The sequence below is a fragment of the Pseudarthrobacter sp. NIBRBAC000502770 genome (assembly GCF_006517815.1).
Classification (GTDB): domain Bacteria; phylum Actinomycetota; class Actinomycetes; order Actinomycetales; family Micrococcaceae; genus Arthrobacter; species Arthrobacter niigatensis.
The window spans coordinates 1,342,154-1,354,235 of the sequence record NZ_CP041198.1 but is presented as its reverse complement, the minus strand read 5'-3'; the positions used below and the strand labels follow the sequence as shown (position 1 = coordinate 1,354,235).

Here is a 12,082-nt window from a genome sequence, read left to right as displayed (position 1 = left end):
TAGGTTGACGAAATCTTCATTATCGGCTCTTTTGGAGCCCGTGGATCTGTCGGATCCGGGGAGTCGATTAAGACAAACAAAAGGTGGATAAATCGTTCCTCCGCCATGGTCGGCGCGCGTTCGACGGTGTGGCGGCGGGCTGGTCGTGGTTTAACCCTCAGAAGCGTCGCGGTCGCTGAACTCGTCATCGGGTTGGTAGTGGTGGAACTCCGTTTCCTGGTCCAACTTCGCCGTCGCGGACGACTTCCCGGTCCATTCGGTGCTGATTTTAGCTGTCGAGCACCTGCAGATCCTCATCCGGCATTTCGCTTAGGTTTCAGCTTTGGCTTCCTTGCCTGAGCGGCGGTGAGGAGCCCGAGGGAAAGAGCCCCTGTCCGGGGCGTACTCTTGGGTTCATTCCCGGCTACAGCCGGGAGTGAACCCAAGACCTCAACCGTGAATCAGCACATACCCGCGCCGCTTACTCTCTTGAAATGAGTAGCGAAGCTCTCGCTGAACTTGCTCTTGGAGGTAGCCAGGAACCTGGCAGCCCCCTCCATTGCCGGGGCCGTAACCCTGGGGCTGCGCTGGTGGGCACCGAAGCTCCGGGGGTACTCCTCGATGGACTTCGACGCAGAGCTCGTGTTCGTGACCCGTGCGGCATCGGAAAATAGTCCGCACGCTTTGTTCCTGCTTCATGAATAGTCCCCTTCATCCTTTGGCGGCAGCACGATGCTTCCGTTTAGGAAGCTATTTGCAGGGTCTGACAAATAGTGCCGGGTGCAGGCCGGCAGTGCGGAACGGGACGGCTCTCTAAGCATTTACTTAAATGACATAAGTTATCGGCGCTTCGGTCGTGTGATTCGGGGTGTGATTTGCCCGTTTTTAGCGAACAGAAGTCCTGAAAGCAGTTGCAGGAGCCCGCGGAGGTCTCAAGGCACAAGATTCCATCCGGGTGTCCGAACCGGAGCTGGACCGACCCGCGGGACATCCTCGGCGCGAAGCTCGTTGCCCACATCGGCTCGGTGAAGGAGACTCGGGCCGTGCGCCAGCGGGCCGACGGCGAACGGAAACCGTCAGCCGAGGTCATGACCCGGCTGCGCCATGCCTACCGCGTGGCGGCATTGCTGGCCGAGCGGGACTCTAGGTCCGTGGTTCAGGCGTGGTTCCAGGGCATGAAACCCTAGCCGGGCGACGTCCCGCCGGCCCGCCTGTTGCGCGAAGGCCAAGTCGAGGACGCAGCGCAGGCCCCGGGAGTGGCTTGACGCCCGCACAGCGACGTTAGCCAAAACTGACCGGCAACTACTGCTCCGTGACAGACTCCCGGTCCATCGCTGTCCTTCATCCGCACTTCATCGGCATGGCACACAGCTTCGGAATACTGGACCTTGGCGCGGCAGCCTTGAAGGATGCCCGGCCACCCGAACTGACCGAGTTCGCGTGTGCGGGGCGCGCCCAACACGAGGCCCCAGCTGAGGGCGCGGGGCAGGAGTTCGGAGACGCCGTCGCGAAGGTAGGTTGCCGCATCCCGGCCGGACCACGACGTTGCCTAGGATTTCCAGGGCTGCCAGTGCCTCTCGTACTGCGGAACGGCCTACGCCAAGCGAGCGGCGAGTGTCCGCTCGGCAGGGAGCCTGACGCAAGCGAATGTCACCGCTGGTGAAGAGGGCCAGCAGGCGCTGAGCTACTTGGGGCACCACTGAGCCCTGCTCTAGGGAGAGGCACGCAGGTCAGGGCCCAAATGACAGTCCAGGCCAGGGCTGCAACAGCGAGGACCTGAACGGAACGGATGCTGGCGCGGCCGAGGCCGTCGGACCACATTGCCGGAAACCTGGCGTCAGTATCGGGCGTACACGTTCAATCCCTTCGCTCGTCGGCTGGGAGTTCACTGAGATTTTCCCTTCACCGCCTCCACCCGCCCGTGACCTGTGGAAGGCTGTGTTGGTGGGGCCTCCTACTAGTGCGCCACCGTGCCGTTACCACCCATTTGAGAGGATCACTATGCCCGTACGAAACGAAGCCTGGCCTGAAGGAACACCGAACTGGATCGACGCCCAGGTGGACGATGTTGAGGCCGCCGCGAGCTTTTACTCCACCTTGTTCGGCTGGGACATTCAGGACGCCGGACCCGGCGCTGGCGGCTACCACATGGCCTTTCTCGACGGATCCGTCGTGGCCGGAATCGGCCCAAAACCAGAGAACGCCGGTCCCATGCCTTCGGTGTGGAGCACATACATCGCTGTTGACGACGCCGATGCCACCGCAGCGAAAATCACCGAAGCCGGCGGATCGCTGATGATGCCGCCATTCGACGTCATGGAACAAGGCCGGATGACCGTGGCCTTCGACTCCGCCGGCGCCGCATTCGGGCTCTGGCAGGCCAAGGCGCACCACGGCATCGCCCGCCACGGCGAACACGGATCCGTCAGCTGGAATGAGCTGCACACTCGCGACTACCAGCGGTCCCGGGACTTCTACGCGCAGGTCTTCGGCTACACCTACACCGACCTCGAGGGCGGGGACGAATTCACCTACGCCACCATCGAACGCGCCGCAGACTCTCAGACCGTCGGCGGCATCAGCCACGACACCTCCCTGGCCGAGGGAATGCCCAACTACTGGCTGACCTGGTTCGCCGTCGCCGACCCGGACGCCACCATCGAGCAAGCCACCGGACTCGGAGCCGGCGTCCTGTTCCCCGCCACCGACAGCCCTTTCGGCCGAATGGCCGTCCTCCAAGGAGCCCAGGGCGAAGTCTTCGGCATAATCCAACCACCCGTCACCCAGCCCACGGATAGTGACCAGGCCTGAGACGCTGGTGGGTAGCCGGTATCCATCCTGCCGGCTACCCTCCGAGGTCCCTGAGGCGAACAAACAACGGCTTTACAGGTGAGGGGCTGGCGGGCCCGGCCAGCGAACCGGAAAGGGTCCCTGCACGCCAGCGAACGGACTGCTGGCGGGAAGGCCCTGCCTTGCTTACAGTTGGCGGCTGCTTTTCGGGCTCAGCCAAAAACGTTCACACTGCTACTAGTTGAAAGGTAAAAATGGCCCACGCCGAAAGTGAGATCACTATCCGCCGCTCACCACAGGATGTCTACGCCTTCCTCGCGGACGGATTGCACAACCCGCAGTGGCGCCGGGGAGTTCAGTCGGTTGCCTTGACAGGTGGAACTCCCGGGGCCTTGGGCGCGGTCTACAGCCAGACACTCACAGGACCGGGCGGCCGTCCGATCGCTGGCGACTACACGATCACCGCCTCCGACCCCGGGAAATGCCTGGGCTTCCAAGTCATCGCCGGTCCGGCGCGCCCCACCGGTGAGTACCAGCTGACCGAAGCGGCCACCGGGACCGTTGTCCGTTTCACACTGGACCTGCAGCCTAAAGGCCTGATGAAACTCGTTGAACCAGTGATTAAGCGGACCATGCGGGCCGAGGTCGACCAACTAGACAACCTCAAGAACATCTTGGAAACGACATAATTGAGTTCATCGGGATAACCACACCACGCGAGGTAGGAATCAGGTGGGTGCGGCTAATTCTTTACGCCCCGGACGTAACGCTCAGAAGGGCAGCCCCGCCACGTGCAACGGGAAATGCGGCCGCACTTTGCCTGCGGCCGAGTACCGCGCTGGCGCCCCCGCCTTCGGCGACGAAGGGCCCCCGCCTTCGGCGACGAAGGGCCCTCACTTGCGGCCCTCGCCAAACAGCACACCGGGCTACCGGTCATCGCCAACGGCAACCTGGACGAACCGGAAGCAGGCCGCAGCAACGAAAAGCCTCGAAGAACTCGACGGAAGCGTGTTCGCACCCCTCGCGGACGTCAAGGACTGGGAACTTGAACCCACCGCCTAGGCCGCGGGCGCATCAGCTTCTCACAAGGAGCGAAACGATGACACTTCTTCCCACACAGACAGCCCCCGACCTTGGCCTGGAACTGGTCGGCGGAGGAACCACCGACGACTTGAACCTGGGCACCGGGGCGGACGGCCACTTCACCCTGGTGGTTTTTTACCGGGGCCTGCACTGCCCCATCTGCCGCAAGCAACTGGCCGAGATCGACAAACGGATCGAAGACCTGCAGGCCGCGGGCATCGGCCGAACCGTCGCCGTCAGCATGGAAACAGCCGAGCGGAGCACCCGCGTCATGAACGATTGGCACCTGGCCAATCTCCCCGTCGCCTACGGACTCAGCGAGACCGCCGCACGGTCATGGGGTTTGAACCTGTCCCGGGCGATCAAGGACGGCGAGCCGGACCTCTTCAACGAACCGGGCATCTTCATCCTCGATGACGACGGAACGCTGTTCTGGTCCAGCACCGCCACCATGCCCTTTGGCCGCCCGTCGCTGGACGACATCATGGCCGGAGTCCGTTACGCCCATGACCACGACTACCCCGCCCGCGGAGCAGCATAGGCTCCGCAGCCACGCTTGCACTCTCCCCCGGCCCTTACGCCTTCGGCTGTCCGCTGCGAAGGCGTACGGGCCGAACCCACCAACGAAAGGTCAGCCTGTATGAAGAAGCCTGCAGTCATTGTTTTCGACGTGAACGAGACCATTTCGGACATGTCCCCCATGGCCCAACGCTTTGCCGACGTCGGGGCAGCTGAGCACATGGCCAAGCTCTGGTTCGCAACCCTGCTTCGGGACGGGTTCGCCCTCACCGCCGCCGGCGACAACGGGTCGTTCGCTGACATCGGAGCCGAAGTCCTCCGCGGCATGCTCACCGGAATGAAGCTGAACCGGGACACCGAGAGCGCCGTCGAGCACGTCATGACCGGCTTTTCAGGTCTCGGCCTGCACCCGGATGTGGTCGAGGGTGTTCAAGCCCTGCACGATGCAGGCTACCGGCTCGTCACGCTGTCCAACGGCTCCACCCAGCTCGCCGAAACACTTTTCACCACCGCCGGCATCAGGGACAAGTTCGAGAAGCTGCTCTCCGTCGAAGACGCCGCGATCTGGAAGCCCGACAGAACGTCCTACGAATACGCCGCTACCATCTGCGGCGTCAACGCGGCGGAGATGATCCTGACCTCTGTCCATCCGTGGGACATCCACGGCGCCGCCCGCGCCGGCCTCTCAACGGCCTGGATCAACCGTGAAGGGGCCCAGTATCCCCAGTACTTCCAGGCGCCTGACCACACGGTGGCCAATCTACCCCACCTCCTCGACGCCCTGGCCACCGAAGGCTAACCCGCGCAGCCGCCAGGAAATCGTCCTCTGCTGACGAAGGGTTCGCTTGGGCGTAGCCCGTCCTCGTGGCCGGCATCGTTACCCGTGCCCGTTGGGATGGGTCTACCGCTGTCTCGGTGCGGTGAGCTCTTTAGTGAGCTGCGGGCTTTACGCGAAGGGCGTCCTTGAGATCCTCCAGAGAGGGTAAACCTGCCAATCCGGCGCTTGTTCCGCAGAGCCTGCATGTTAGGGCCGGTGGCGTCAGGGCAGGGAACAGATCCTGCCCCCCCAGCATGAACGAGGGCGAACCGTGGAAGTGTAGCGACTTGGCTTGTTTCAGTGTGCTCATGCACCACACGCATGTCTCCAGCAGCGTCTTCAGCAGCCAATGCCCGACGGAACAGGTCCAGAGCCGGAGTACTGTTTGGGGAGTCAGAGATGATCAGCAAACGTCATCCATGGTCTCTAGTATCAGGCCCGCAGGCGGGTGCTCTTGGAGGCTCCAGCCTTCCTCGCGCCCACTGTGGGGGGAGCGTGGCCTGACGCCGCTAGTCGTTCCGGCGCCAGATGGGACCGTCTCTGGGTGGAGTGCGGCCACGGCGATCGATTGAGGGGCTCTGGTGGGTCCGTAAACCGGGTTGGAGGCAGCTTCATGCCCAAAATTCGTCGGCGCTGGCTGTATCGGTGAAGTATTCCCGGCCCTCTATTACCTTGCCATCCCGCAGCACGAAAGCGATAACTGTTGCGGCGTCCAGGGTCTTTCCGTTGTTGTGGGCGTGACTTTGCTGGATCCCGACCGTGTGCTCTTCGCCTCCCACGATGTCTTGGACGGTCGCCTGGAAGGTCCCTTGTGACCGGCTTCCGAGTTCCCCAAAGTAGGCCAGAACGGCGTCCCGTCCTTCCTTCTTTCCGGACAAGACGCCAGTGCCTGCCGCATACCAGACGGCATCATCAGCAAAGAGTTCGGCGAGGGTATTCATGTCTCCGGCGTTGAAGGCATCGTAGCCGCGACGGATGAGTTCTGTGTTTTCCTGAGCACCCATTTCAGGCACCCTCCATCAGTATTTGTAAAAAGGGATCATTTATTGCCAGGCCCGCTGCTGGCCTGTTGAGGACGGCCATGGCCGACGTTTGTGCGGAGCTTCGGTGGGTTTTCCGTTGCAGTTGGCAGTAAGTACTGCGCTTTACATACGGGGCATCAGGCCGAGTTGCCCCATCATTGAAGCGACATCGGGGTGGGCGCGGAACGAGACGATCTTTCCGTCCTTGACCGAGGCGAAGTAGGTTCCCGTGCCGACCACTGACTTGCCCGTTGCCGGAATCTCCTGGTCACCCATGCGCAAGGGACCGGTGTTGGTGCCAGTGAATTCCACTTCAGCGGCCACGTCGTTGTCACTGACTACCCGGCTGGTGGTCTTGACATGCATGTCGGGAAAGGCCGAGAACCACGCGTCCATGTAGGACTGGACCTGGTCCCGTGTCCGGAAGGGCTCGGGGGCCATTACATCCGAAAAGGTGAACTCGTCAGCCAGGAGGCCAGCGAATCCGGCCGAATCGTGCTGGTCCCAGGCCGCCATCCCGCGGTCGTCAAGCTGCTCGACTTCAGCGCGTGACATCACACATCTCCTTCTTGAAATTGTCCTGACGCGGATGATGGTAGCCCTGCCGGAGCAAGAATCAATAGGCCGTTGGACCCGAATACCTGGACCACCGCGCTCGAGGGACCCGGCCCCGGCTTTCTTCATCCAAAGGTGTTCATGGTCACCCCTGAGCTTCGCCCCGCGGGATCTCCTTTTTCCAGGGAACCAGAACTGGTGGTGCCGGCGACGGCCTCGTCGTTGTCTGATGTTTGGGCTGTGGAGCAAGTGAAATTGCGGCGTGTCCGCGGCTGCCCTGTGGAGGCGGTCGCGGACACGCGTGGCACTATCTCTGCCCGCTGTTACATCCCGGGGATTTGTTGGGCCTCGTGGACCTCGATCTCGCAGCCGCCGGGCATGGTCAAGTGCGGGTGGATCTTGGCGAGTTCCACGGCCGCTTCAAGACTGTCGGCTTCGATGATGCTGTATCCGGCGACCTCGCGCTGGCTCGGCGCCGTGGCTCCGCCAGGGGATACACGGACGCCGTTGGCCAGAGGCGTTCCGAAGTCGATCAGACCGTTGCCGACCTTGCCGGCCCAGACGTTCCACTGTTCCATGACCGCTGCCATGTCCTCCGGTGCGGGTGGCGCGGCCTCTGCGGGGGTCATCGGGGCGTGGTAGATAAAGACGAACTTGGACATAGTTGTTCCTGCTTTCCTGGAGTGTGTTTGAGGGGTAGCGGATGGAAAAATTCAGACGGTGATGCTTCGGCCGGTGAACGCGATCAGGCGCTCCAGGCTGCTGGCGGTTTCCTCGACCGGCCGGGCAGCGGCGAAGCTGCCGCTGGCCCGGACCTGATCAGAGATGGTCAGCACGGCCAGGGCCTCAACGTGGTCGGTGACAACATCGGAGACGACAAGGTCCTGGCCGGTGGCCTTAGCGAAGTCCCAGGCATGCACGAGCAGCTCGAGATTGACGATCCCGGCAACGACTGTGGCCGGCAATTGCGCGAAGCCCATGTCGATGTTGCCTTCAACGCCGCGGCGGCTGAACGCCTCCAGGGTGGCCTGCGCGAGTCCGGCGATGCGCACTTCCGGGCCTGCCCCGGCGTCGTCCTTCACGTCTGCGCCCAAGGCACCGCCGATCTGCTTCAGTGAACCGGCCAGGTGCTCCAGCAGTTCGTGGGCCGTGAAGTTTTCGCACGGAGTGGCTTTGTCCCGGTCTTCCGGTGTGAGCTTGCGCAGCACGCCAAGGAGCACGGCGAGGGATGCCTCAGCACAACTAATGTGATCGATCGGGTCGGGGGCCGCTGACCACTCGTCCGGACCGGCGCCGGCCGGCGACGAAGTTTCGGCGACCAGCCGGTCCAGATAATGGTTCCAGCCCTCGGCATGTGCTGCGGCCTGTTCCGCGTTCAGCCCGTCGTGGACCAAACGGAGCATGGTCCCATCAGCGTCGGGCTCCAACGTGATGGTCACGGTGGACGCGCCCGGCGCCAGGTCCATACCGGACTCCCACCCCCAGGTGAAGACGACCCGCTTTCCCGGTTCGATCTCCTGGAACGTACCGGCCGCGTGATGGCCGGGAGTGACGGTCCAGCGGTATTCGCCGCCAATCCGCAGGTCAACCCGGGCCGCCACCGTCTGCCAGCGGCGCAGCCGTTCCGGCTCGGTGATGAGTGCAAAGGCCTCGTCCGGGCCAACGGGCAGGTGGATGGTCTTATCGAACGTCATGAGAGTGGTCCTTGTCTTGAGGCGAAAAATCGGAATTGGCCGAAATGTGTTCCGGGAGCCCGGGACGCAGTGCGGCAAGCGCCGCCGCGTCTGATGCCAGCAGATCCAGTTCGGAGGTCCAGAACTGCTCAACGAGTTCACGGAGCCGGCCCATGCCCCCCGGGTCGAGCCTGTAGTACCGGTTCCGGCCCTCTTTGCGCGCAGATACCAGTCCGGCCTGCTCCAATAACAGCAGATGCTGGGAAACCGCGGAGCGGCTCACCGTGAAATGGGCGGCCAACTCCCCCACCGCCTGTTCGTGACTCGCAAGCAGATGCAGCAGGCGTCGCCGGTTCGGCTCCGCTGCTATCTCCAAGGCATCCAACACAAGAAATACGTTAGCGAACACTAACCTATTTCGCAAGGCGCTTCTGGCGCATTTGCTCCAGCCCGTATTGCCTTTGTGGTCGGATCTCGTACGAGTGGCGCCAAACTGGCAACTGACCGTCAAGACACCAGTGAAAAATTCGACTTCAGGATTGAAGCCCCCCAACGCTTCCAATCTCGAGTTCAATGGTCTGACTTAGGCAGGAACCCTGAAGTTGTTCCACATATACCTGTCCTCGTCATGCACAAGGCTGTTCACACGCGAAGGCCGCTGACAGTAGCTCTGCGAATAATTGACCAGTGTCTACATGTCGGTGACCGTGGGAGTTCCCGCGGCCTCCAATAGCCTTAGGAGATGCTTTGGCGAAGTTTCTAGTGACTTATCACGGACCAGGCCACCCGGACGCGGCAGGAATGGAAAGCGCGCGCAAAGACTTCATGGCATGGCTGGGGAATGCCGGATCGGCCGTTGCAGATCCAGGCGCACCCGTGGCCTATACGGACCAGATCTCCGCAGGGGCACCCTCTCCCGCTGCTGAGATTGTTGGCTACTCCGTCATGAAAGCCGATTCAATCGAGGCCATGCAGGAACTGCTGGCCAGCCATCCTTCGTGGCCAGGGACGGAACTCTGCAGATCAACCATGCCATGGCCCGCGCATTCCCCTCACGTGTCCCGCGTTCTAGCTAGGTACCGCGGAACTTCCGTGCCTATGGGGTCTTTGAGGCAGTCACAGCAGCGCTGGTGAGAGGAGCGTTTCGTCGTGCGAGAAGCTGCCAAAAAATCATGCCGGCGGTAATCCACAGGATGGGTACATATACGGCCAGAATGAACCAGGACCAGTTGCTGGCGGTGTCAATCAGGTGGCCGCTAATTCCTGCGACGGTGGCGGATGCCAGATCTGCGGTCCCAATGATCGCCGTTGCCCAGACGAGGACTCTGGCCACGCCCGGCCCGCGACGGAGTGCCGCGATCGAGATCAGCGCCAGTACGGCCGTGATCAGGTCTCCGAATGCGATCGTCTGCAGCGTCCCGCTGGTCGCGTTCAGGCCTCCGACAGCGGCTGCGCTGAAGATCTGCAGTGCTACGTAGCGGAAGGCATGGAACCAGAGCAATGTCGTGAGCGCCACGGTGAGCGGTTTCCGGTTGAGGGCGGGAGCGAGGTACCAGACCGCGATCATGGCGAACGCAACAAGCGAGAGTATCGAGGCGATGAGGTTGGCGGTGAGAAGGTCCATCGGCGTCAGCCCACCAGCCATGTCATGGCGCTCTCTCGGGTCCTGAACCATTGGGTGGGAAATTGGGCCGCAGGGCCATCGAAGATAGGGGCAGCCCCGGATTCCGCTGTAGGTCCGGGGTATCCCTCGGGCATCACGAAAGCGAATTTGTGCACGCCAGCGTTGTTGTAACGCGGGATGACCCTTGCATCCCGCCAGGACATCGCGGACTCCTGGTCTTCAAACCCGTGCCGAAAGGCTGTGGCATCGATCAGGATCGCGGATATCTCTGCTGCCTCGGCTTCTGCCGCGAGCATCATCAGGCCGGTCATCCAGTCCTCGTCAGACATGGCAGCACTTGTTGGCAGCCACGTCAGCTCCAGGACGGCGGACTCTGCCTGCCTGAGAACAAATCCAAATCTGTAACGGGCCAGTTCTTCGGGGGCGATGATTTCAGTATTCACGCTTTCGAAGTTATCGGCCGTGCGTCCCCGGCACTAGCGTCCAATCGGACAACCCTGGGGCGTAATCGGACGCGATGTTGTTTTACCGTTGGCGGTTTCCCGGGCAGTGGTTCAATGATGAGATGGTTCGTGTAGTTGTAATCGCGCCAGTAGAGACAGCCTCAATCACTATGACGGGACTGTTCGATGTCATCGGAAAAGCCGACAGGGCCTTCGGCGCACTGCACGGCCGTCCCGGCCGGGACACAGTCTTCGACGTGAAACTGGCCAGCCTCGACGGGAAGGCCGTCCACTACCAGGACAGGGTGACGGTCAACGTCGACCTCGCCGCTGACGACGTCAATGCCCCAGATCTCGTGATTGTCCCGGGCCTGGATGATGATCTCGGCCCTTCATTCGCCCTCAACGCCGCTTGGGCGCCATGGCTGGCGCAATGGCATGCGGCCGGATCCGTTGTTGCCGCCAGCTGCAGCGGCGCGTTCCTGATGGCAGAAGCCGGGCTGCTCGACGGCCGCACAGCAACAACACACTGGCTCTATGCCGACGATTTCCGCCGACGGTTCCCGGCGGCGCGGCTCGCTGCCCACCGGCTGATCATCGACAACGGCGACGTGATCACCAGCGGAGGCGCGACAACTTTCCTTGACCTTGCCCTCTACCTGGTCGAACGATTCGCCGGCCGGGAACGGGCCAACGCCGCCGCCAGAGTCCTGCTGATCGACGGCGCCCGCACCAGCCAACTGCCCTACGTCACGACCGGAGCCGAATACCGGGACCACGACGATGATCTGGTCCGCAAGGCCCAAAACCTGATCGACACCAAGCTGTCAGGATCGCTTCGGGTAGAAGACTTGGCCGGAAAAGTAGGGCTAAGCAGTCGCACGCTCTCGCGGCGTTTCCACGACGCCGTCGGACAGGGACCGCAGGCCTACATCCAGTACTGCCGCGTGGACACCGCCCGCAAGCTCCTGGAGACAGGCGACCAGCCGATCGAAAACATCCGACGCCAAGTGGGGTACCGCGACCCCACAGCATTCCGCCGCGCATTCAAAGAACAAACCGGCCTCGCCCCCTCCGAATACCGCGACCGCTACGGCTGGACCACCAACGCGGACGCAAGACGACCCTAACGCCCCGACTCTCGACTCGAAAATGCTTGGGGACGCAGCGGGCTCCAACAAAATGAACGTAAACCGCCATTCAAACTGCCGACCTAACCGCCATTTCCTGAGTAACTGAACTGCCTAAAAGTACACCGAAACCTGACGCCCAAAGCGCCTGACATGGGAGGACTCCGCCTGCAGCCGGAGCTTCCCCTTGTTCTCCGACGCGGCGATCCAGCCACAACATGTGACATAGCCACCATGCAAGCTCGCAAGTCCAGATTCACTGCCCTATTCGACTATTCCAAGCCTCCCCAGCCCTATTTCTTGGCCTTCGACCGTCAGGGTGGGATCTGGGAACATCATGAGCCACTGTCAATGAAACTGGATTTCGCACTATTCTGACGCCGGCCACGAAGTCAGCTACCGTTTCTGCTCCCCGGGACAAGTCAAACGTCTACGTGACGAAATCTT

The 12,082-nt window shown here is 62.2% G+C and carries 15 protein-coding genes; 8 read left to right on the top strand and 7 right to left on the bottom strand.

All coding sequences use genetic code 11. The features are described 5' to 3' along the window. The first annotated feature begins 498 nt into the window (after positions 1–498). From NIBR502770_RS06550 to NIBR502770_RS06520, 7 genes are all read left to right on the top strand, one after another. The gene (locus tag NIBR502770_RS06550; protein WP_141181412.1) at positions 499–684 is read left to right on the top strand and encodes a hypothetical protein; all 186 of its coding nucleotides are present in this window, start codon (positions 499–501) and stop codon (positions 682–684) included. A 338-nt stretch (positions 685–1,022) separates the two neighbouring features. Further along, on the top strand, positions 1,023–1,166 hold the full coding sequence (locus NIBR502770_RS21165; RefSeq protein ID WP_168223132.1) for a hypothetical protein: 144 nt from the start codon (positions 1,023–1,025) through the stop codon (positions 1,164–1,166). Between the two features lie 814 nt (positions 1,167–1,980). Further along, complete coding sequence (locus NIBR502770_RS06540; protein WP_141181411.1) at positions 1,981–2,790, top strand: VOC family protein; 810 nt, start codon at positions 1,981–1,983, stop codon at positions 2,788–2,790. A 233-nt stretch (positions 2,791–3,023) separates the two neighbouring features. Then, positions 3,024–3,458, top strand: a complete 435-nt coding sequence (locus NIBR502770_RS06535) for an SRPBCC family protein (protein ID WP_141181410.1) — start codon at positions 3,024–3,026, stop codon at positions 3,456–3,458. A 208-nt stretch (positions 3,459–3,666) separates the two neighbouring features. Further along, complete coding sequence (locus NIBR502770_RS21160) at positions 3,667–3,831, top strand: hypothetical protein (protein ID WP_168223131.1); 165 nt, start codon at positions 3,667–3,669, stop codon at positions 3,829–3,831. Between the two features lie 37 nt (positions 3,832–3,868). Next, a complete protein-coding gene (locus NIBR502770_RS06525; RefSeq protein ID WP_141181408.1) occupies positions 3,869–4,393 on the top strand; it encodes a redoxin domain-containing protein in 525 nt (174 codons plus the stop codon). A gap of 99 nt (positions 4,394–4,492) precedes the next feature. After that, the gene (locus tag NIBR502770_RS06520; protein WP_141181407.1) at positions 4,493–5,170 is read left to right on the top strand and encodes a haloacid dehalogenase type II; all 678 of its coding nucleotides are present in this window, start codon (positions 4,493–4,495) and stop codon (positions 5,168–5,170) included. A 629-nt stretch (positions 5,171–5,799) separates the two neighbouring features. Here the strand turns inward: NIBR502770_RS06520 and NIBR502770_RS06515 are convergent. The 7 genes from NIBR502770_RS06515 to NIBR502770_RS06485 form a co-directional block, all read right to left on the bottom strand. Further along, complete coding sequence (locus tag NIBR502770_RS06515; protein WP_141181406.1) at positions 5,800–6,192, bottom strand: nuclear transport factor 2 family protein; 393 nt, start codon at positions 6,190–6,192, stop codon at positions 5,800–5,802. Positions 6,193–6,333: 141 nt separating this feature from the next. Beyond that, positions 6,334–6,765, bottom strand: coding sequence for an ester cyclase (locus tag NIBR502770_RS06510; protein ID WP_168223130.1), 432 nt, complete (start codon positions 6,763–6,765; stop codon positions 6,334–6,336). A 323-nt stretch (positions 6,766–7,088) separates the two neighbouring features. Further along, positions 7,089–7,427, bottom strand: coding sequence for a YciI family protein (locus tag NIBR502770_RS06505; protein ID WP_141181404.1), 339 nt, complete (start codon positions 7,425–7,427; stop codon positions 7,089–7,091). A gap of 51 nt (positions 7,428–7,478) precedes the next feature. Next, positions 7,479–8,459 carry a TIGR03086 family metal-binding protein gene (locus NIBR502770_RS06500; RefSeq protein WP_141181403.1) on the bottom strand — a complete coding sequence of 327 codons (981 nt, stop codon included), beginning with the start codon at positions 8,457–8,459 and terminating at the stop codon, positions 7,479–7,481. Next, positions 8,446–8,847, bottom strand: coding sequence for a helix-turn-helix transcriptional regulator (locus NIBR502770_RS06495; protein WP_246857425.1), 402 nt, complete (start codon positions 8,845–8,847; stop codon positions 8,446–8,448). The genes NIBR502770_RS06500 and NIBR502770_RS06495 overlap by 14 nt, the downstream gene beginning before the upstream one ends. Positions 8,848–9,534: 687 nt before the next feature. Then, complete coding sequence (locus tag NIBR502770_RS06490) at positions 9,535–10,062, bottom strand: hypothetical protein (protein ID WP_141181402.1); 528 nt, start codon at positions 10,060–10,062, stop codon at positions 9,535–9,537. 5 nt (positions 10,063–10,067) lie between these two features. After that, positions 10,068–10,505 carry a hypothetical protein gene (locus NIBR502770_RS06485; RefSeq protein WP_141181401.1) on the bottom strand — a complete coding sequence of 146 codons (438 nt, stop codon included), beginning with the start codon at positions 10,503–10,505 and terminating at the stop codon, positions 10,068–10,070. 170 nt (positions 10,506–10,675) lie between these two features. On the opposite strand from NIBR502770_RS06485, the gene NIBR502770_RS06480 reads away from it, so the two are divergent. After that, positions 10,676–11,635, top strand: coding sequence for a GlxA family transcriptional regulator (locus tag NIBR502770_RS06480; RefSeq protein ID WP_168223129.1), 960 nt, complete (start codon positions 10,676–10,678; stop codon positions 11,633–11,635). Positions 11,636–12,082 lie beyond the last annotated feature (447 nt).